Origin of the sequence: Propionibacterium acidifaciens DSM 21887 (assembly GCF_000426605.1) — a bacterium.
Lineage (GTDB): Bacteria > Actinomycetota > Actinomycetes > Propionibacteriales > Propionibacteriaceae > Propionibacterium > Propionibacterium acidifaciens.
Genome location: NZ_AUFR01000002.1, coordinates 1 through 20,966, shown reverse-complemented (window position 1 = coordinate 20,966; position 20,966 = coordinate 1). Strand labels below are relative to the sequence as shown.

At 69.5% G+C, this 20,966-nt stretch carries 14 protein-coding genes; 10 read left to right on the top strand and 4 right to left on the bottom strand.

Going from position 1 to position 20,966, the window contains the following annotated elements; translation table 11 throughout:
- Positions 1 to 381 precede the first annotated feature (381 nt).
- Complete coding sequence (gene uriH / locus K336_RS0101625) at positions 382 to 1,323, bottom strand: uridine-preferring nucleoside hydrolase UriH (protein WP_021797535.1); 942 nt, start codon at positions 1,321 to 1,323, stop codon at positions 382 to 384.
- 194 nt (positions 1,324 to 1,517) lie between these two features.
- Here uriH and K336_RS0101620 point away from each other — a divergent pair, with 194 nt between their 5' ends.
- The 5 genes from K336_RS0101620 to K336_RS19565 all read left to right on the top strand — a co-directional run bounded on the left by K336_RS0101620 (position 1,518) and on the right by K336_RS19565 (position 5,291).
- Positions 1,518 to 2,609 carry a LacI family DNA-binding transcriptional regulator gene (locus K336_RS0101620; RefSeq protein WP_051245307.1) on the top strand — a complete coding sequence of 364 codons (1,092 nt, stop codon included), beginning with the start codon at positions 1,518 to 1,520 and terminating at the stop codon, positions 2,607 to 2,609.
- A gap of 106 nt (positions 2,610 to 2,715) precedes the next feature.
- Entirely contained in the window at positions 2,716 to 3,624 is a 909-nt protein-coding gene (locus tag K336_RS0101615; protein ID WP_028706115.1) for a PfkB family carbohydrate kinase, read from the top strand.
- A gap of 538 nt (positions 3,625 to 4,162) precedes the next feature.
- A complete protein-coding gene (locus K336_RS0101610; protein WP_028706114.1) occupies positions 4,163 to 4,588 on the top strand; it encodes a hypothetical protein in 426 nt (141 codons plus the stop codon).
- 206 nt (positions 4,589 to 4,794) lie between these two features.
- A complete protein-coding gene (locus K336_RS18310; protein ID WP_155944948.1) occupies positions 4,795 to 4,956 on the top strand; it encodes a hypothetical protein in 162 nt (53 codons plus the stop codon).
- Between the two features lie 71 nt (positions 4,957 to 5,027).
- Positions 5,028 to 5,291 (top strand): helix-turn-helix domain-containing protein, encoded by a 264-nt coding sequence (locus tag K336_RS19565; RefSeq protein WP_267879346.1) that lies wholly within the window; start codon positions 5,028 to 5,030, stop codon positions 5,289 to 5,291.
- Between the two features lie 288 nt (positions 5,292 to 5,579).
- Here K336_RS19565 and K336_RS0101595 read toward each other — a convergent pair whose 3' ends face one another.
- From K336_RS0101595 to K336_RS0101585, 3 genes are all read right to left on the bottom strand, one after another.
- A complete protein-coding gene (locus K336_RS0101595; protein ID WP_267879348.1) occupies positions 5,580 to 6,614 on the bottom strand; it encodes a dihydroorotate dehydrogenase-like protein in 1,035 nt (344 codons plus the stop codon).
- A 106-nt stretch (positions 6,615 to 6,720) separates the two neighbouring features.
- Entirely contained in the window at positions 6,721 to 10,311 is a 3,591-nt protein-coding gene (gene nifJ / locus K336_RS0101590) for a pyruvate:ferredoxin (flavodoxin) oxidoreductase (RefSeq protein WP_028706112.1), read from the bottom strand.
- A gap of 188 nt (positions 10,312 to 10,499) precedes the next feature.
- Entirely contained in the window at positions 10,500 to 12,131 is a 1,632-nt protein-coding gene (locus K336_RS0101585) for an NAD(P)-binding protein (protein ID WP_028706111.1), read from the bottom strand.
- 900 nt (positions 12,132 to 13,031) lie between these two features.
- Here K336_RS0101585 and K336_RS0101580 point away from each other — a divergent pair.
- From K336_RS0101580 to K336_RS19195, 5 genes are all read left to right on the top strand, one after another.
- On the top strand, positions 13,032 to 18,827 hold the full coding sequence (locus K336_RS0101580; protein WP_028706110.1) for a DUF6531 domain-containing protein: 5,796 nt from the start codon (positions 13,032 to 13,034) through the stop codon (positions 18,825 to 18,827).
- A 42-nt stretch (positions 18,828 to 18,869) separates the two neighbouring features.
- Entirely contained in the window at positions 18,870 to 19,208 is a 339-nt protein-coding gene (locus K336_RS18305; RefSeq protein WP_155944947.1) for an LCCL domain-containing protein, read from the top strand.
- Between the two features lie 86 nt (positions 19,209 to 19,294).
- Entirely contained in the window at positions 19,295 to 19,789 is a 495-nt protein-coding gene (locus tag K336_RS18300; protein WP_155944946.1) for a hypothetical protein, read from the top strand.
- Positions 19,789 to 20,139, top strand: a complete 351-nt coding sequence (locus tag K336_RS18295) for a hypothetical protein (protein WP_155944945.1) — start codon at positions 19,789 to 19,791, stop codon at positions 20,137 to 20,139. The genes K336_RS18300 and K336_RS18295 overlap by 1 nt, the downstream gene beginning before the upstream one ends.
- A 278-nt stretch (positions 20,140 to 20,417) precedes the next feature.
- Positions 20,418 to 20,966 (top strand): winged helix-turn-helix domain-containing protein (locus K336_RS19195; protein ID WP_411431114.1); only part of this gene is annotated, 549 nt, incomplete at its 3' end.

Sequence of the window (20,966 nt, the reverse complement as noted above, 5' to 3'; positions counted from 1 at the left end):
CGCTTGGGCCTGGTCAAGGTTCCGCACAGGTCTCACCGCATCTGCGGAACGAGTTCCGACCGGGGTTGCGATTGTTGTCGACCTCCTTGTGAACAAGATTCGGAGGCTTATTCAAAACTCTTGACAAACCAGGCTCTGACCAGATATTTCTTGATGACGCGCTAGTTTTGAACGATCCTCCCGGTGTACTGGGGTTTCATTCGGAATCCGACAGCCGCCGGGCGGAGTCCCCGGCCAGGCCGCCCATGGGGCGGGATTCCGAACGATGAGGCCTGTCCACAGGGGCTGGATCATGATCGTCGCCCCTGGGCGCAGCGTCATCCGCGAACGCCGTGAACAAGCCTCGGTCCTCCGGGGGCTGGACCGACCCCGTCCCCTCCATCAGATCTGCGGAAGCCTGCGGACGGCGTCCTCGACGACGTTCCAGAAACGATCGACGGCCAGGCCCGTACCGACCTTGGTCCGGCATTCCGGATTCTCTCCGGCCCGCAGGTCGACGACGGTCATGCCATAGGTGACCCACCCGCGGATCTCGACGTCGAGCGGTGCCCGCCGGGTCTCGACGATCGTCGGGTCGATGACGTACGCCACGGCGCACGGATCGTGCGTGGGCGGATCGGGGAAGGCCTGCTGATTCCGGTAGGTGGCGCGGAAGAAATCCATGAGCCCGTTGACGACTCCCGCAAGCCTCGGGCTGGCGGCGCAGAGCCGCTCCTGGATCTCAGGGGTGCACAGCGCGCGGTGCGTGACATCGAGCCCGATCATCGTCACCGGCCACGTCTCGTTGAAGACGATGTGAGCGGCCTCGGGGTCGCACAAAATGTTGAACTCCGCCACGGGCGTGGCGTTCCCCGGCCCATGGGCTCCGCCCATCAGGACGACCTCCTTGACGCGGTCGACGATGCGCGGTTCGAGCCTGGCCGCCAGCGCGATGTTCGTCAGCGGTCCCGTCGGCACCAGGACGACCGTCCCGGGCTCGCGCGCCATGATCTCGTCGATCATCCAGCCGACCGCGTGCCGATCGGGGAGCTCGCGGGTCGGCTCGGGGAGCTCCACGCCGTCGAGCCCCGTCCGCCCATGGATCCCGGCCGCGTCGATCGCCTCACGGACCAGTGGCCGGCGGGACCCGGCATGCACGGGCGCATCGGGGCGGCCGGCCGCCTCGCAGATCGCCCGGGCATTGTATGTGACCTTGTCCAAGTCCTGATTGCCACCGACCGTGGTGATGCCGATGAGATCGACCTCGGGACTGCCGAGCGCCATGAGGATGGCGATCGCATCGTCGTGCCCCGGGTCGCAGTCGAGGATGATTGCTGCTGCCACGATGAAACTCCTTCGTCCGCGTGGTTCGACCCGGCCGTGCCCCTTCCTCGGGTCGTCGGCCCTGGCCTCGAACCTCCCACTCGCCCGGCTCCCGGCGATCGATCGATGGTCGATGCGATGCGCGGTCTTGACGATCCGGTCGGCTCGTGCGATTGTTGTAGCACGTTTGGAAACGTTTCCACAAGGGGGTGGCGATGACGAATCCCAAGAGCTCCGGCCCGTCCGAACCGACCGGCTCCCCGCAGGGCGCCGAGGCGACGCCGACGGACAGCGATCCCCGCACCCGGTCCCGTCCGACCATCAAGGACGTCGCCGCACGCGCCGGCGTGTCGCTCGGAACCGCCTCACGGGTCCTGACCAACCACCCGGCCACATCCCCAGCCGCACGCGAGAAGGTCCGTGCAGCCGCCCTCGCCCTCGGCTACCAGGTCAACCTGCGGGCCCGCTCGCTGCGGACCGCCAGGACGAATGCGATCGGCCTGATCGTGCCCGACATCCGCAACCCCTTCTTCGCCGGCCTCGCCCAGTCCATCCAGACGGAGGGCCTCGCAGACGGCTTCACGGTCTTCATCGCCTCCTCGCAAGAGGACCCGGACCAGCAGGACCAGCACCTGCGCACCCTCCTGGAGGAACAGGTCGACGGCCTGATCGTCGTCCCACTCGGCGGGATGACGCCGATGCTCGACCGGCTCAGGGACCAGCAGATCCCCTTCGTCACCGTCGACCGCACGCTCGACGGGCTCAAGGCCCCGTCCGTGGACGCCGATCCCCTTCCCGGCGTGTACGCGGCGGTGGAGGCCCTCAGGGATCTCGGCCACCAGCAGATCGTCTACGTCGGCTCCCTGCTCGGCTCCTCGACCGGGCGCGAACGCCTTCTCGCCTTCGACAACGCCAGCGATGCGCTCCTGTCCAGCACGTCGCGCATGGTCATCGCGGCGCCTCTGGACGGCGACGACTGGCTCCGCGAGCTCGACTCGTTCCTCGGGGACGGGGCCACCGCGGTCCTCTTCGGACACTCCCGGCACGCCCTCCGCGCGTTCGGCCACCTCCGTGACGCCGGAAGGGCCATCGGCGATCAGGGCATCTCGCTCGTCTCCTTCGACGACCTGGACGTCTTCAGCCTTCTCACCCCGGCCATCGCCGCCATCACGCAGCACCCGGAGCAACTCGCCGGCAGGGCGATGGCCATGCTGTCCGCCATGATCGACGGCGAACGACCGGGCTCGCAGCGGATCGAGACCTCGCTGATCCCCCGTGAATCCCTCGCCCCACCGGCCACCGGGTGACCATCCGCGGGAGCGCACCGGGCGGGAGCGAGCCGCAGCCCCGGGGCCCGGACCACCGCGCCGGGCCCACAGCATCCGATCAACCACCGAACCGAGGGACCAAATCATGGGACGCGTCATCGTCATCGGATCCATCAACGAGGACATCACGGTCACCGTCGACCGCCTGCCCCGCCCAGGGGAGACCCTGTCGGGCACATCGTTGACCCACCGCCTCGGCGGCAAGGGCGCGAACCAGGCGGCCGCGGCCGCCCACGCCGGCGCGCAGAGCCTCTTCATCGGCAGGGTGGGGGCGGACCAGTCCGGAGCAGCCATTCGCGCCGAGCTCTCCTCGCACGGGGTCGACGTGTCGCACCTGCTCGTCGACGACGACACCACCACGGGCATCGCGATGATCGCCGTGAGCGCCTCCGGCGAGAACACGATCATCCTGGACGCCGGCGCCAACGGGCGGGTGACGGCCGAACAGGCGCGCGAGGCCGTCGAACCGTCCCCAGGGGACGTCGTGGTCCTGCAGGGCGAGATCGGCGCCGAGGTCAACGAGCGGGTGATCCGCTGGGCGCACCGGGCCGGCGCCCGCATCGTCTTCAACATCGCCCCCGCCTACAGGGTGGCCCCGGAGGTCCTCGCCCTGGTCGACTGCGTCGTCGTCAACGAGACCGAGGCCGGGATCGTCCTCGGCCGTCCGGCGCCCCAGGACACGGACAGCGCCCTCGATGCGGCGGACGGGCTCGTGGGCCTGGGGCCCCGTTCCGCGCTCGTGACCCTGGGGGGGCATGGTGCGGCCTGGTCGGACGGCGACCGGAGCGAGCACGTGCCCGCCCTGGAGCTGGGCCCGGTCGTCGACACGACCGGGGCGGGCGATGCCGCCGTGGGCGCGCTCGCAGCCGCCCTCGCCGCCGGATCGGACTTCCCCGGGGCCGTCAGGGCGGGGGTGAGGGCGGGATCGACCGCCGTTCTCGCCGAGGGCGCGGCCGCCTCCTACGCCGGGATCGAGCCCCTGCAGGCCCCCTGAGGGACTCGGAACCGCGGGGTGTGGACCCTGCTGGGAGGGCCCACCGGACCGGCCTGGCATCCTGCGGGCCCCCTGGGATTCGGAACCGCGGGATGGCCGCCGAGGGCGAAGCGACGGCATGGGGCGGCGGAGGATCAGCGGCCGGATCGCCGGCGGGGTTCGATGCTCCTCTCCGCTCACGCCGGGCGCCCGGTGGACCACGCGGGCCGCGCCATGCCGGTGACCGCGCGCCCCGCACCGAGCACCCGGGGATGAGCCGGCCACGACGGGGCCGGGTCGGACGAGCGCCGCATCCCGGCTCACGAACGTCGGCGCACAGATCGTGACCGGACAGCCCCGTCGAGTAACATATCGATTATCAACGCATCGATAGTCGATATGCTCTGATGGTTCACCCGACCAGCCGTCTCACCGCGGAGGCAGCCGTGGCCACGTCGACAGACGCCCGATCAGCGGACCGCCCGATGCGCACGGCGAGCAGCGATGACCCGCATCCTGTGACCGGCGCGAGAGGAGACACCATGAACAGAACACCGACATGACAACCCCTACCGGCCCCGCTGCGGCCCAGCCGGCCACCGCAGGGCCCACGGCGCAGCACGCCCGCTTCACCATCCGGCACCGGGTTCGCGCCATGGTCGACGAGTTCTCCCCGGCGGGCGACAATCCCTTCCCCGGCACCGGCCGGATCAGCGCCACGCCCAGCGCCGCCGTCATCGCGCTGTGCCTGGCGATCCCCCCGTTCCTGGAGATCCTGACCCTGGTGCAAGAACACGCGCTGCTCGTCACCGTCGACGCGCCCTCGTCGGGCAGCGTGCCCGCCGGTTACGAGGGCATCGCCGAACCGGCCGGCGGGCTTGGCGCGCAGTATCTCTACATCTCTACGCGGGAGCCCCCGCATGGGCGCTCGCCGCCTGCGGGGTTCTTGCTGCGGCTTACGTTGTCCTCCTGTTCTGCTGCGTGATCGGCGTGGGGCGAGTGTGCATTGCCACCGTCCCCCGGGATGACGCGAACGGCACCGATCCGAATGCGCCCTGGCGTCGAGTGGTGCACGAGACGAGGCGCCCGGGCCGAAGCGTCGTCGCTGCGGCAGCGGCATGCGGCGGCTGCGCCTGGGTCGTTCCGTCGATCGCCGTGCCCTCCCCCGCCACGGAGGAATCGCCGCCCCTGGTGACCGCCGGCCACTTCAGTGGCGTGGTCTGGATCACCGCGTTCGTCATCGCCAGTTTCATGGCCTTCCTGGCCCATGCGCTCTCCCGGCTCCACGAGCGCACCACCCGCCTGACCGCCGAGAGCACCGTCCTGCGCGAGCAGACCGAGGGGCTGGTATGACGACGACCGCCGCACGCCGGACGGCAGCGGACGATGCGGGACAGCGGGATGCTGCACCTGTGGTCGGCGATGTGAGTGCTGCCCCGACGTCCGGTCCGCACGTCGTCTGCCACCTGGACCGGCTCCTCGACGCGCGCGGCATGACGCTCGTGGAGCTCTCCGAGCAGGTCGGGGTCACCGTCGTGAACCTCTCGGTGCTGAAGAACAACCGGGCGAAGGCCATCCGCTTCTCGACGCTCGTGGCCATCTGCGGGGCGCTGGGCTGCGATGTCGGCGATCTGCTGGAGGTCACCACGAAGGCGGCAGAAGCGGCCGGGCCCGGCACCGACGGCTGATGGGCCCGTGCCAGGGGTGTGGCTGGGCCTCGAAAAGCCAGGGCTCGACCCCGGAGGCGCCGGGCATCTTGCAGACTCCAGCGCCCCACCCGCGAGCTCGCAGGCGATCTGCACCGGGCTCCCCCGGCGAGCCGATCCGAACGGACACGCAGCAGTGAGTTTCTCACGGATGGGCACCGAAGGGCCGGTCCTGAACGACGAGCCGGGGCCGGCCCCGATGTTCGCCGATCGCCCCGGCAGGGGCGCGCCGGGCCCGCGCATGACACCGGATCGGCGGGCCCGGCGGGCTCACAGGCCGTAGCGCCGCTTGGCCTTCTCGAGCGCCGACACGTAGCCGGAGCGCTCGTACTCGTCCACCGGCGCCTCGGCGGGCACGGCGAGCATGCCGCGGGCCCGGTCCAGCGTCAGCTGGTTGCGTCCGAGGTAGCGGCGCAGGCCGTCGACGAGCTCGGCGGCGTGGCTGGCGCCGTGCCGGATGAGCGCCGAGGTGGTCATGACGACGTCGGCGCCGGCCAGCAGGTCCTTGATGACGTCGGCCGAGGTCTCGACGCCGCTCGTCGCGGCGAGCGAGGCCCCGATCCTGCCGTGCAGGGCCGCCAGCCAGGTGCGCGGGAGCCGGCCCTCGTCCGTGCTCGACAGCTCGAAGCCAGAGACGACCTCCTTGCGATGGATGTCGATGTCGGGCTGGAGGAAGCGGTTGAACAGCACGAGCGCGTCGGCGCCGGCCTCGTCGAGGCTGACGGCCATGCGGCCGAAGTTCGAGAAGTACGGCGAGAGCTTGACCGCGACCGGGACGGTCACGACGTCCTTGACCGCCTGGAGGATCTCCAGGTGGCGCTCCTCGACCTCGGTGCCGCTCATCGACAGGTCGCCGGGCACGAAGTAGATGTTCAGCTCGATGGCCGCGGCGCCCGCGTCCTCCATGCGGCGCGCGGTGGCCGTCCAGCCGCCGGTGCGCGCGCCGTTGAGGCTCGCGATGAGCGGCACGGACAGGGCCTTCGCGCCCTGCTCGAGCAGCGAGAGGTACGCGCTCGTCCTGCCGAGATCGTTGCTCGGCGGGGTCGGGAAGAAGCTCAGCGCCTCGGCGAAGCTGTCGGCGTGCGCCTCGGCGGTCTCGACGAGCCCGGCCTCCTCGTGGCGCACCTGCTCCTCGAACAGCGAGAACATGACGATCGCGCCGACGCCGGACTCCTGGAGGTCCTCCATCGACTCGACGGACTGCGACAGCGGACCGGCCGAGGCGACGAGCGGCGAGTTGAGTCGAAGGCCCATGTAGGTGGTCGACAGCTCGGTCTCGACCGGCGTGTTGACCTGGGCGTTCATCTGGTCGGCGTCCATGAGCAGATCGGTCGCGCCGTTGCCGGCCGCCGACTTGGCGGCGGCGGACGCGGCGGCGGCCCTCAGGGCCTCATCGAATTCGACGGACATGTCAGACCTCCTTGCGGGCGTCGACGGCGAACATCTCGGCGGGCCGCGAGGCCATCTCCTCGTACTCCGCCCACCGACGGTTCACCTGCTCCTGGGCGATCGCGGTGAGGCGCTCGGCCTCGGCCGGATCCTTGGCCATGAGCATCTTGAAGCGCAGCTCGGCCTTGCGGTACTCCTTCAGCGGGATGCGCGGGCGCGCCGAGTCCAGCAGGAAGGGGTTGCCGCCGACGTTGCGGGTCTCGGGGTTGTAGCGGAACAGCGGCCAGTGGCCGGAGGCCACCGCCTTGTACTGCTGCTCCAGACCCAGCCGCATGTTGAAGCCGTGCGAGATGCAGTGACTGTAGGCGATGATGAGGCTCGGGCCGTGGTAGGCCTCGGCCTCGCGGAAGGCCTTGAGCGTCTGCTCCGGGTCGGCGCCCAGGGCCACGCGGGCCACGTAGACGTCGCCGTAGGAGACGGCCTGCATCGCCATGTCCTTCTTGTTCGTCATCTTGCCCGCGGTGGCGAACTTCGCCACCTGGCCCATCGGCGTCGACTTGGACGCCTGGCCGCCGGTGTTCGAGTACACCTCGGTGTCGAGCACGAGGACGTTGACGTCGCGCCCGCTGGCGAGCACGTGGTCGACGCCGCCCGATCCGATGTCGTAGGCCCAGCCGTCGCCGCCGACGATCCACACCGAACGGCGCAGCAGGTTGTCGGCGACCGAGCGCAGGTCCTCCACGCGCAGCCTCGTCGTGTCGTCGATCGCCGGGTCGGCGGCGACGGCCGCGAGCCGGCTCTTGAGCGCCTCGACCCGATCGGCCTGGGCGCGCAGCTCGGACTCGAAGGACTGGCTGGCGTTCAGCAGGTCGTCGACGAGGCCGTCGTCGCCGATGAGCGGACGCAGCTCGGTCAGGCGCTGGCAGGCCAGCTCGTGGTGCAGATCGGCAGCCAGGCGCATGCCCAGACCGAACTCGGCGTTGTCCTCGAACAGCGAGTTGCTCCAGCTCGGGCCCCGGCCCTCCGCGTTCTTCGCCCACGGGGTGGTCGGCAGGTTGCCGCCGTAGATGGACGAGCAGCCGGTGGCGTTGGCCACCTGGGCACGATCGCCGAACAGCTGGGTGAGCAGCTTGAGGTACGGGGTCTCGCCGCAGCCGGGGCAGGCGCCGGAGAACTCGAACAGCGGCTCGAGGAACTGCGTGCCGCGCACCGAGCCGAAGTTCACGCGGGTGCGCTGCGGGTGCGGGATCGTCTGGAAGAACTCGACGTTGGCGCGCTCGTTCGTGCGGTCGAGCACGGACTCCAGGTTGATCGCCTTGCGCTGGGGCCGGCCGAGCGGGCGGACGGGGCAGGCCTCGACGCACAGGCCGCAGCCGGTGCAGTCCTCGGCGAAGACCTGGAGCGTGTAGCGGGCATCGGGCAGGCCGGCGGCGTCCAGCGGCATCGACTGGAAGCTCGCCGGGGCGTCGTCGAGCACGCCGGGCTCGTAGTACTTGGCGCGCAGCACGCCGTGCGGGCAGACGAACGAGCAGTTGCCGCACTGGATGCAGTTCTCCTCGTCCCACACCGCGATGATCTCCGAGACGTTGCGCTTCTCGAAGCGGGTCGTGCCGGACGGGTACGAGCCGTCGGCCGGGATCTTCGAGACCGGCAGGGTCTCGCCGCGCTCGGTCATCATGGCCGCGGTGACGTCCTTGACGAAGTCGGGAGCCGTGTCGGGCACCGGCGGCAGGTAGCCGGTGGTGCTCGTCGCCTCGGCGGGCACGTCGATCCTGTGCAGATGCTCGAGGGCCGCGTCGACGGCGGCGTGGTTCTTGTTCACGATGTCCATCGACTTCTTGGCGTAGGTCGCGGTGATCGAGTCCTTGATGGCCTTGATCGCGTGCTCGGCGGGCAGCACGCCCGAGATCGTGAAGTAGCAGGTCTGGAGCACCGTGTTGGTGCGATTGCCCAGGCCCACCTGGCGCGCCACGGAGCCGGCGTCGATCGCGTAGACCTGCAGGTCGAGGTCGATGATCTTGCGCTGCATCGGCGCGGGCAGCCGGCTCCAGACCTCCTCGGTCGGGTACGGCGAGTTGATGAGCACCGTCGTGCCCCTGCGCGCGAAGGCCAGCACGTCGATGCGCTCGAGGTCCGCCCAGTGGTGGACGCCGATGAAGCCGGCCTGGGTGACCAGATAGGGGGCCCTGATCGGATCGGGGCCGAAGCGCAGATGGCTCGTCGTACGGCCGCCGGACTTCTTCGAGTCGTAGACGAAGTAGCCCTGGGCGTAGATGCCCGGCTCGTGGCCGAGGATCTTGATGGTGTTCTTGTTGGCGCCGACGGTGCCGTCGGAGCCGATGCCGTAGAAGACGGCGCGCCGGGTCTGCGGGTCCTCCAGGTCGATGCTGTCGTCCCAGGGGATCGACAGATTCGTCACGTCGTCGGTGATGCCGATGGTGAAGCGGCGCTTGGGCTTGTCCTCGGCCAGCTCGCCGAAGACCGCCGCGCACATGCCGGGCGTGAACTCCTTGCTCGACAGGCCGTAGCGGCCGCCGATGACGACGGGCAGCTCGGCGCGCTCGCCGGCCGAGTAGGCCTCCGACAGCGTGGCGGCCACGTCGAGGAACAGCGGCTCGCCGTTGGAGCCGGGCTCCTTGGTGCGGTCGAGCACGGCGATGCGCCTGACGGTGGGCGGCAGCGCGGCGACCAGCTGGGCCGCCGGGAACGGGCGGTACAGGCGCACGACGAGCAGGCCCGTCCGCTCGCCCTGCTCGTTGAGCTTGGTGACGGTCTGCTGGACGGTCTCGGCGCCCGAGCCCATGATGACGATGACACGCTCGGCGTCGGGGGCGCCGAAGTAGTCGACCAGGTGGTACTGACGGCCGGTCATCGCCGCGAAGTCGTCCATGGTCTCCTGGACGATGCCGGGCACCGCGTTGTAGTACGTGTTGCCGGCCTCGCGGCCCTGGAAGTAGACGTCGGCGTTCTGCGCGGTGCCGCGGATGAACGGGTGCTCGGGGCTCAGGGCGCGCTCGCGGTGGGCGCGGATGAGGGAGTCGGGCACCATCGCGCGCAGCTCGTCATCGGTGAGCTGGATGCACGTGTTGAGCTCGTGGCTCGTGCGGAAGCCGTCGAAGAAGTGCATGAACGGCACCCGCGAGCGCAGCGTGGCGACCTGGGCGATGAGCGCGTTGTCGTGGCACTGCTGGACGCCGGTCGAGCACAGCATGGCCCAACCGGTCTGGCGGCAGGCCATGACGTCCTGGTGGTCGCCGAAGATCGACAGGCCCTGGGTGGCCAGGGAGCGGGCGGCCACGTGCATGACGGTGCTCGTGAGCTCGCCGGCGATCTTGTACATGTTCGGGATCATGAGGAGCAGGCCCTGGGAGGCCGTGAAGGTCGTGGACAGCGCGCCGCCCTGGAGCGCCCCGTGGAGCGCGCCGGCCGCGCCGGCCTCGGACTGCATCTCCATGACGCGCGGCACCTGGCCCCAGATGTTGTGACGGGCCTTGGCCGACCACTCGTCGGCCAGCTCCGCCATCGGGGAGCTCGGGGTGATCGGGTAGATCGAGCAGAGCTCGTTGATGCGGAAGGCCACGTCGGAGGCGGCGGTGTTGCCGTCGCAGATCATCTGGTTGCGCCGGTCGCGCTCCTCACGGGTCTCCTGGACGTCCTCGGCGGCGTCGCGGGCGCCCTCGGCGACGTCGACGGGCGAGGGCGTCGCGGTGGCGGCCTCGCCGGTGGGGATCGAGTTGTCGTCCGGCATGCCGCTCGAGCCGGGGATCGGGCCGCGGGTCTTGGTTGTCGTGCTCATGGCGATCACCTCTCCGGGATCATTTCGATGGCGTGGACGGGGCACTGCTCGTAGCAGGTGCCGCATCCGGTGCACTTCTCGTAGTCGAAGCGGTAGCGGTGGCCCTTGCCGAGCTTGATGATGGCGTCCTCGGGGCAGGAGCCGAAGCAGCCGTCGCACTCGAAGCAGTTGCCGCAGCTCAGGCAGCGGCGGGCCTCGAAGATGGCCTCGTCCTCCGTGAGGCCCTTGACGACCTCGCCGAAGTCGACGACGCGCTCGCTCGGGTCGAGCTCGGCCTGGACCTCGCGCGGGTGGTCGCCGAAGTACCACAGGTGCAGGTCGTCGAAGTGCACGATCGGGTGCTTGACCCGCGGAGCGGGGTTCTGGTGGTTGAGCCAGGTGTCGATCTGCTTGGCGGCGCGCTTGCCGTGGCCGACGCCGACGGTGACGGTGCGCTCGGAGGGGACGGCGTCGCCGCCGGCGAAGATGCCGGGCACGTCCGTCATGAGGGTCGCGGGGTCGACGCGCACGATGTCGCCGTTGAACTGCATGCCGGGGATCTTCCGGAGGAAGCCGGTGTCGGCGACCTGGCCGACGGCCATGATGACGGTGTCGGCGGCGAGCTTCTCGAACCTGCCGGTGCCGTGGGGCTTGCCGTCCTCGTCGAGCTCCATGATCTCGACCTCGATGCCCTCGGCGTCCATCTGGTTGATGGTGCGCAGCCAGTGCACCTGGACGCCCTCGCGCTCGGCCTCGTCGAGCTCCTCCTTGTGGGCGGGCATCTGGGCCTCGGTGCGGCGGTAGATGATCACCGCGTCCTCGGCGCCCAGGCGGCGGGCGGTGCGAGCGGCGTCCATGGCGGTGTTGCCGCCGCCGTAGACGGCGACGCGGCGGCCGATGATCGGCTTGTCGCCGCTGGCCACGTCGCGCAGGAAGTCGACGGCGTCGACCATGTGCCCGGCGTCGACGCTGGGGATCTCGACGCGGCGCGACAGATGGGCGCCGACGGCGACGAAGACGGCGTCGAAGTTGCCCTCCTTCTGCTCGGCCATGAGGTCGGAGACCGGGTGGTTGAGGACGATCCTGACGCCCAACTCCTCGATGCGGGCGACTTCCGCGTCGACGACGTCGCGCGGCAGGCGGTACTCGGGGATGCCGTAGCGCATCATGCCGCCGGCCTTCTCGCCGGCGTCGTGGATCTCGACCTCGTGCCCGAGGCGCGCCAAGTGGTAGGCGGCGGACAGACCCGCGGGCCCGGCGCCGATGACGAGGACGCGGTAGCCGGTGTTGTTGCGCGGGTGGTTGAACCGCCAGCCGTGCGCGATGGCCATGTCGCCCAGGTAGCGCTCGACGGAGTGGATCGAGACGGCCTGGTCGAGGTCGCCGCGGTTGCAGGCGGTCTCGCACGGGTGGTAGCAGACGCGGCCGTGGATGGCCGGGAACGGGTTGTCCCGCACGAGCTGGCGCCAGGCGTTCTCGGGATCGGTCTCCTTGACCAGGCGCAGCCACTCCTGGCAGTTCTCGCCGGCGGGGCAGGCGTTGTTGCACGGCGGCAGCAGGTCGACGTAGATCGGCATGCGCGTGCGGACCGGCCCGACGCGGCCGGAGCTGGTCGCAAGGTCGGGCAGCATGGTGATGTCGCGACGTTCAGTGGTCATGGCGAACCCTTTTCCTCTACCTCATCCTGAGCGGGACTCCACGTCGGGCGGGGTCTCAGCGGGCCCGGGCCGGACCCGTGCGGGCTGACCGCATCGGCTCCGACGCCGGCGACCGGATCGTCACGGGGCCGGGCGGAGCGCCCGGGCGCAAGTAACGGACCGGTTCAGTCCCAAAGTACCCCAGAAAGCGTCGGATGTAACCCCCGGGAGCGGGACCGGCGACTTTTTCCCCGGCGGATCCATGGTGTTTTCACTCCATCGGCTGAATCCGCCGCCGCGTCGCGGACCGATCCGGTCCCGGGGGCTCGGGGGATCTACTACTTCGTCCGCCACATCCCCATGAGGGACCGACCCGGCCGGGGGGCTCGGGGACGGCGCGGGCTCGCTGACGCTCTCGGGCAAGGCTCACCCGACTCTCGTCGAACGCCGGATCCGCAGGCGGCGGTCCCTGGCGGCGGCGAGCCTCACGCCAGCGGAGACGGGCCCATCTGGGAGATGACGCCGGAGGCGATCGTGCGCCGAGCCTCAGCCAGCGGCGACGGGCTCATCCGCCGAGAAGCGATCCAGACCCTGACGTTCGGACCGTGGATGTGTTCGGACCGTGGGCGTCGGCGAGCGGGCCACCGGGACGGACGAACAGCCATCGAGGCACCGAGGCGGCCGGAACGGGGCCGCACCGGAGCAATCGCCGGGGGGACTAGAGCTCCATGCGTCGGGGGACTAGAGCTCCATGAGCCTCGTCTCGGAGTTGTCCCTGATTTTCCCCCGGTCGCGGCGGCGTGCGCGTCCGGATGGCGTTCGGCCTGTGGCGCCTTGTCGGTGCCGGGGTTTAACGTCGGTGGGGTGTGGCCGCCCGCCCCCGGTCCGGCCTGTCTGCGCCTGTGTGGGAGGGATCGTGTCGTGGCCGAGTACTCGGGCAGGCTGGGAGCCTATGACGAGCCGGTGGCGTTTGATGATGCGACGGCGGACGCGTTGAGGTCGGCGGCGGGGACGTTGTCGGGCACCCTGACGAGCCAGGCGGCCTCGCGGGCGGGGTGGGCGTCGGCGGCGTCGGCGGATTTCGAGGGCCATTACGCGGACGTGTTCGACGCGAACGCGAGGACGGCCTCGACGGACTGCACGAACATCGCCTCGGCGTTGGACGACCTGGCGGCCGAGGTGCAGAAGCTGAAGGAGGCCGCCCAGGCCGAACGCGAACGCCGCCGGCAGGCGAAGGAGTGGGCGGACCGGCAGGACCGGGAGAACATTCTCAAGAGGGGCTGGGACTGGGCGTCCAACGGCGACAAGCCGCCGGCGGGCCCGGACCAGGTACCACTGCCGGAGCCCCACGAGCCGACGACCACACCCTGGTCCGAGCCGGCCCCGGGCCCGGCGGGGGCGGTGTCCTCGGCGCGGCCGGACGATCTGCGGGCGTACTCATCGAACGTGGCCGGCGCGAACGACACGGTCACCGCCCAGAAGGGCACCCTCGACGGGGCGATCGCCGACTTCGCGGAGCGGTGCTCGTGGTGCGGCATCGACGCGTCCGGGATCACGGGCGCGCTGGCCTCGTTCGGGGCGAACAACACGAATGAGGTTCGGTGGGTGGACACGGTCGCGGCCGCGTTCGAGGCCGCCGGCGCCTCGGGGGTCGTCTTCACGGTCTCGGACGCGGCGATCGACGCCTCCCTGCGGGCCGCGGGCGTGGACCAGGCCCGCCGGCCGGTCGACGTGACCGCCCCGAGCATCCTGGGCGACCCCCAGACGTCGGGGTATGCGGACGACCCGGTGAACACGACGACCGGGAACTTCATCGAGCCGGAGACCGACCTGTCGTTCGACGGCGGGGCCGCGTCGTTGGGGTTCGAACGCGTGTACAATTCCCTGTCCACGAGTGTCGGGGCGTTCGGGCCCGGCTGGGCCTCGACCGCCGACCAGCGGCTGACCATCGACGAGGACGGGGCGGTGTGGGTGCAGCCCTCCGGCCGCCACATCGTGTTCCCGAGACTCGGCAACGGCTGGGACCGGGCCGACGGCGACAGTTTCTGGCTCCACACCACCGATGGCACCGGCGGTGCCGCCGGCGGCACCGGCCCCACCGCCGAGGCCGCTGCTGCCGCAGACGCCGCTAGCAGGAACACTGCCGACGCCACCGCCGGGGCCGCTGCCGCTGATGGTGCCGACGCCGCCGCGGGCACTCCTGGCTCCGCCGGCGGGGACTCCCCCACCGGCGGTGGCACCTCCACCGGTACCACCGCCATGGCCGCCGCTTCTGCTGCCGGGGCCGCCCCCATCACCGGTGACGCCCCCACCGCCCCCGATACCGCTACCGCGGACGCTTCCGTCACCGCCGGCGGGGCCGCTGCTGGTGGTGGTGGGTTTGTGGTGTCGGACAATGCGGGTGGCCGGTGGGTGTTCGACCGGGCCGGCAGGCCCGTCTGGACCGGCCGTGGCGCGGGCACCAGGGTGGATTATCGGTGGGATGGTGACCGGCTGGTGGGCCTGTCCCACGAGCGGGGCCGGGCCATCACCATCGAGTGGGACGGCCAGGGCACGCGGATCACCGCCCTGGCCGCCAACGACGGACGGCGGGTGGACTACGCCTACGACCCGGCGGGCCGGCTGGTGGAGGCCGCTTCCGCGGGCGGGGCCCGCCGGTACGGGTGGAACGAACAGGGTCTCATCTGCCGGGTGGTGGATCCGGATGGTGTGGTGGAGGTGGTCAACGCCTACAACGGGCGGGGGCAGGTGGTGTCGCAGCGGTCCCGGTTCGGGCGGGTCTCGCACTACACGTACCTGCCGGGCGGTGTGACGCAGGTGGCTGATGGGGACGGGGGCCGGGCGAACACGTGGATCCACGACCAGCGTGGGCGTCTTGTGGGGATGGTGGACGCGGACGGGAACCGGCAAAGCATCGGCTGGGACCGGTGGGGCAACCGGACCCTGGTGACGGGCCGCGACGGCCAGACCACGGTGTGTCGGTATGACGGGCGGGGCCGGCTCGTCACGCGTCTGGAGGCGTCGGGGGCCCGCACCGACTACGAATGGGACGGTCTGGACCGGGTCGTGCGGGTCACCGTCACCGACACCACCAGCACCGCCGGCAATGGCGGCGGTGCTGCTGCGGGGGCGTCCGACGCCAGTAGCCCCGGTAATGGCGGCGGGGGCGCTGGTGGGGCTGTTGCGGGAGCGTCCACCACTGACGAGGCCGCTGGTGGGTCGGGGCCTGCGGTCACTTCGTTCGAGTACGCGGGCGGGGACAGGAATCCGTCGGTGGTGAGGGACCCCTGCGGGGGCGTGTCCCGGCTGGTGTGGGATCGGGGCCTGCTGACCGGGGTGGTGGATCCTGCCGGGGTGGCGGTGCGGTTGGGTTATGACGGGTACGGTGACCTGGTGTCGTTGACTGACGGGGGCGGGAATGCGGCCCGGCTGGTGCGTGACGGGGCGGGGCGTGTGGTCGCGGCGGTGACCCCGTTGGGGCATCGGACCGTGTACCGGTACGACGGTGCGGGCCGGCTGACGTCGCGGCGGGACCCGGACGGGGCGGTGTGGCGGTGGGAGTACACGGCCGGGGGCAGGCTGGCCGGTGTGGTGGACCCGGGCGGGGGCCGCAGGCGGTACGGGTACGGCGGGCACGGGGAGCGGGAGACATTCACGGATCCGCTGGGCGGGGTCGTGACGTCCCGGTGGGATGATGCGGGGAATCTGGCCGGGGCGGTGCTTCCGGACGGGGCCCGGTGGCGGTATGTGCATGACGGGCTGTCCCGGTTGGTGGCGACGGTGGACCCGGCGGGTGGGTTGTGGCGGCGGGAGTACGACGTCGATGGTGTGGTTGCGGCGACGGTGGATCCGACGGGGGTGCGTGTGGACTGGGTCACGGGCGGCCGGGGGCGGGTCCGGACGGTGTCGGACGGGGCCGCGTCGGGGGCGGTACGGACGGACGGGCTGGGCCGGGTGGTCGTGGTGACCGGTGATGACGGGGCGGACCGGGCGACCCGGTACGACCGGTGCGGGCGCCCGGTCGGGTTCGTCGATGGCGGGGGGAACACGACCCGGCTGGTGCGGGACCGGGCCGGCAGGGTCACCGCTGTGGTGCGGCCGTCGGGGGCTGCCACCCGGTACGGCTACGACGTCTGCGGCCGGCTCGCGCGGGTGAGTGACCCGGCGGGGGGGGTGGCCTGTTTCGTCTATGACGGGGATTCGCGGCTTGTGGAGGAGGTCCGGCCTGGTGGGGAGCGGGCCTGGTGGTCCTATGACGAGTGCGGGCGGGTGACGGCGCGGCACGTGCCGGGGTACGGCACGACCCGGTACGCCTATGACCGGTCGGGCCGTGTGAGGGGTCTCGCCGATCCGGTGTGCGGGCGTCGCCGGTTCCGCTACGACGGGGCGGGGAATCTCGTCGAGGCGGTCTCCGGTGCGGGCGCGGTCACCCGGTACGGCTACGACACGGCCGGGGCGCTGGTGCAGGTGACCGGTCCGGCGGGCGGGGTGACCCGGTACGGGCGCGACCGGCTCGGCCGGGTGGTCGAGGCGACGGACGCGCTGGGCAGGGTCACGACCGCCGGGTACGACGCGGCGGGCCGGCAGACGTCCCAGACGGGCCCGGACGGGCATGTGACGGGCTGGTCGTACGACCGCACGGGCCGGTTCGAGGCCCTGTCCTGGGACGGGATGGTGCACCACCGGGTCGCCCGCGACTTCGTGAACCGCTTGATGCGGGTGACCGAGACCAGCGGCCACGAGCACATGGTCCGGTGGGATCATGCGGGCCGGCTCGTCGAGCGGGCCCGGGACGGTCGGGCCGTCCGGTGGGGCTACGACCGTGACGGGCGCAGGGCGTGGATGCGCACCCCCGACGGCCGGTCCGTCCGCTACGGGTACGATCCGGCCGGCAGACTCGCCCGGGTCGAGTCCTCCGCGTTCGGGCGGGTGGTCTACGAGTACGGCCCGTCCGGGCGGATGGTCGCCGCGACCGCCGGCGGCACCCGCCAGGAGTGGGAGCATGCGGACGGGTTCGTCACCGGCCACATCGTCCGCCACGGCGGTGTGGTGTCGCACACGGCGGTGGGCCGCGACGAACAGGGCCGGGTCGCGTGGACCAGCCGGGACGGGGCCCGCACGGGCTACACCTACGACGGCGCGAACCAGCTCACCGCCGCCACGGCCGGTGGCGTCGAAAACACCTTCACCTGGGACGAGGCCGGCCGTCTCGTCGCCGAAACCACCCCCGACGGGGCCACCCGCCGGTACACCTACGACGCGGCCGGACAACTCACCCGGGTGGACGGCGGCGGCGGGGGTGACGGCGGGGAGGGCCTGTCGGTCTGGTTCTCCTACGACGCGGCCGGCCGCAGGGTCCGTGAGGAGCACGCCGACGGCACCATCCGCACCTACGGGTGGGGGCCCCTGGCCCGCCTGGAGACCGTCACCATCGACTCGGCCCTGGAACACGCCCGCACATCACTGTTCACCGACGCGCTCGGCGAGCTCGCCGCCCTCGACGGCCGGCCCCTGGACTGGGACAGTGCCGCCGGGTTCCCGTCCCCGGTGTCGGCCGCCGGTGCCGGCGCCCTGTCCGTGCCGGGATTCACCGCCACCACCGCCGGCGGCTGGCAGACCCCCGGCTGGCGCACCACCCGCACCGCCAACAGCACGGACCCGTGGGCCGTCGGTGCCGGCACCCCACTCGACACCCCGGCCGGGCCGGCCACCGGTGGGATGCTGCTGGGCGGGGCCGGGGAGCTGGTCCTGCCCGGCGGCCTCGAAGCCCTGGGCGCCCGCGTCCACGACCCCGCGACCCGGGCCTTCCTCAGCCCCGACCCCCAACAGCCGACCACCGGGGCCGGCTGGGCCGGCAACCCCTACGCGTACGCCGCCAACAACCCGGTCGCCTTCACCGACCCGTCCGGCCTGCACCCCCTCACCGACGCCGACATGAACGCCTGGCGCGACCAGCACACGACCGGCCTCGCGGCCGCCGGGGACTGGCTGAAGGACAACTGGGAGTACATCGCCGCCGGCGCCGCGGTCGCCGCCGGTGTCGCCCTCATGTTCACCGGCGTCGGCGGACCCGCCGGCGTCGCGCTCATGAGCCTGTCCGGGGCCCTCACCTCGGGCGGGATCAGCATCGCCCAGCAGAAGCACGACAACGGGTCCGTGGACTGGGCCCAGGTCGGCGTCGACGCCGCGATCGGCGCCATCCCCATCCCCGGCGGCGGAGGAGCCGCGGCCGGACGCGAAGCAGCCGCCACAGCCGGCCGCGAAGCCCTCGAGACCACCGGACGCGAAGTGGCCGAGACCACCGGACGCGAAGCAGCCGGACAGGCCGCCCGCACCACCGGCGAACGCCAACTGTCCACCATCGGCACAGACGCCGCCGAGAAAATCAGTGTTTACCGTACGCCGCGCCGCGGAGTCGGTGACCGTGAAGCACTCGATGGTTTAGATCCCGCAGATTTCCAAGTCGGCGACAAGAGCGCATACGTCGACGACGAAGCGGCGGCACGCACGTTCGCCGATCCACGAATCGGAAACTACGAGAACGGGTACACCCGATTCGACATGCACCCCGACCTCAAGAATGAATTCGCGCAATATGAATACCCCTATAAAGAGGGAGGTCCCAACAGTGTTCAATATGCAATACCAGCAGGCAAGATAGATCGTTTCAACGAACTGACCATCAACCGAGAATGGATCCCATGTAACGGCAGCTGAATATCTACCCGACTGACGACATGCAACTAGTTGAGAGGAAACATGACAAAAGAAGTGCCATGGTATGGCCCGGTAGAATGGTGCACAGTCATCGAACACCATCCGTGGGGCCTGGACGTGAGGACCGACGACTCGGACATCATCGGTGTCATCGATCTAAGATTCATCGGGGATGACATCCTCTGCATCAACCCCGAGAACTGGCCTCCCGTCGGCGCACGTCTGAAGGTCAGACGTCAAGGAACCACTCCGAACGGCCAGATCCGGTACACGGCACGAGAAAGTGAACTAGCCCTCCCCGCAACCGAACAGGAGTGGCTGGACAGTCCCGCAGGTAAAGCCTGGCTCGCCGATCAGAACAACGACCCAGGGCCAGCCTGACATCTGCTGTGCATCCAGGCCCTCCGATTTGACCAGATCCACCTCGACGAGGATGGTCATGCAAGCTGGGGCGTTCGAAAAGACCGGTGAGCTGGAGGGCACTGGCATCGGGGATCGCTCCCGGCGACCGGCTCCACACCCCCGACAACACCTGGGTCACCGTCACCGCGGTCCAGACCACCGGACACACCCGCACCGTCCACAACCTCGAAATCGAAGACCTCCACACCTACCACGTCCTAGCCGGCACCACATGGACAACAGTCCACAACATGTGCACACCGAATCAGATTCTGCCAACCCCTGAAGTTCAATCACCTAAACTCCAAAACATCGTAAATAATCTCTATAAAGGGACTACAAATCCTGAACGCGTTGGCGACGGGACTACCATGGATGCCATTAGACACGAGATGGCGACAGGTGATGCAGTACACGGAGTAACCCATAGCATAAAAGGAAAGGAGTCGATAAGAGGTTTAACGAAATGGCTAGATAGAAACCCGAATGCAGATTGGCATGATCGATTAGTTGCACAAAGTCTTGTCGATGATTTAAAATCAGTACTGAAGGTGACGTGATGTCCGCTAAAACTGTAGCTTTTATTGGGGCTCTGTGTTTTAATTATCAAGAGCTTGTTCCAACCCTCCAGGATCATTTGGACGAGATGGAAGGAGAGATTCTTCCACATCTTGTCATGGCGGACATCATTCGTTGGATGTCGTCAAATTGCAATGATAATGCCCCATTGGTAAAGAATATTATTGACTGGATATCTGATGCCATCCAGAAGCATGGACAAGATCAGGAGATAATAGATCTTGTCAGCGTCAGTGGAATGGAGATGATCCCAGACCCTGGAAAGCCTGGTTCCATTCTACGAGATTGGCTACCCTCTACACTTAAAGAATTAGACCCGTGGAAGACTTAGCACGTTTTGGATGCATTCAGAACTCTTGGGGACTTATGCAAAAATCCTGACGTAACCCAAGTGAGACACCTACGGCTGACATGAAACGAAACCGTGTTTTTCGTGGATTTTCTGTGCTGTTTCGGATATGATCGGGGCGTGCAGGTCGGGGTCACCTTGGAGGAAACAGCCGTCCTGATCAGGTGGAAGAAGCGTTCCGACAATTATGTGCTGGTGCGGATGAAAGCAGAAGCAATCCTGTACGCCTCTCGTGGCGTCGTGTGGGTATCATCGCTGAAATGGTTGAGCGGGCCGAGAGGACAGTGCAGGAATGGCTGGCCGACTGGCAGGCCACCAGGATGTGCTCGGTGCTGACCGGGCATGCGGGGAACCAGAACGCGGCGAAACTCACCCGTGCCCAGAAGGAAGACCTCAAGGCCGTCTTGGCCCAGCCGCCCTCACAGTCCGGGATTGATGCCGAGTTCTGGGACGTCCCAGCGATACGTGACGTCGTGAAGATCCTGTTCGATGTCGAGTACGAGTCAGATTCTTCGTACCAGCTGCTCCTGCGGTTCTGCGGGCTGAGTTTCAAGCTGCCGGACCCGTTCGACAAGCACCGCGACGAGCAGGCCGTCACCAGGCGCATGGTCGAGGTGAAAGCCCAGGTCAAGGACCTGTTGGACGCCGGTTGGGAGGTGTACGCGGCAGACGAGGTGCGCCTGGAGCATGAGGCCGAGACCCGCCGCATGTGGCTCCCGAAAGGACAGCGCACCAAACTGTCCGTGGACCGGAAGAAGACGTCCCAGTCGTTCTTCGGTGCTCTCTCGTTGACCAGCAAGAAGGTCAAG

Bases quoted from the DNA above. Each gene is read 5' to 3' on its own strand.
- nifJ (WP_028706112.1), bottom strand. From the start codon at position 10,311: ATGATCTGCGACGGCAACACCGCCGCCTCCGACGTGGCCTTCCGCATC.
- K336_RS18295 (WP_155944945.1), top strand. From the start codon at position 19,789: ATGTCCGCTAAAACTGTAGCTTTTATTGGGGCTCTGTGTTTTAATTAT.
- K336_RS0101595 (WP_267879348.1), bottom strand. From the start codon at position 6,614: ATGAACGCCCAGGTCAACACGCCGGTCGAGACCGAGCTGTCGACCACC.
- K336_RS0101610 (WP_028706114.1), top strand. From the start codon at position 4,163: ATGACAACCCCTACCGGCCCCGCTGCGGCCCAGCCGGCCACCGCAGGG.
- K336_RS0101620 (WP_051245307.1), top strand. From the start codon at position 1,518: ATGACGAATCCCAAGAGCTCCGGCCCGTCCGAACCGACCGGCTCCCCG.
- K336_RS0101585 (WP_028706111.1), bottom strand. From the start codon at position 12,131: ATGACCACTGAACGTCGCGACATCACCATGCTGCCCGACCTTGCGACC.
- K336_RS18305 (WP_155944947.1), top strand. From the start codon at position 18,870: ATGACAAAAGAAGTGCCATGGTATGGCCCGGTAGAATGGTGCACAGTC.
- K336_RS0101615 (WP_028706115.1), top strand. From the start codon at position 2,716: ATGGGACGCGTCATCGTCATCGGATCCATCAACGAGGACATCACGGTC.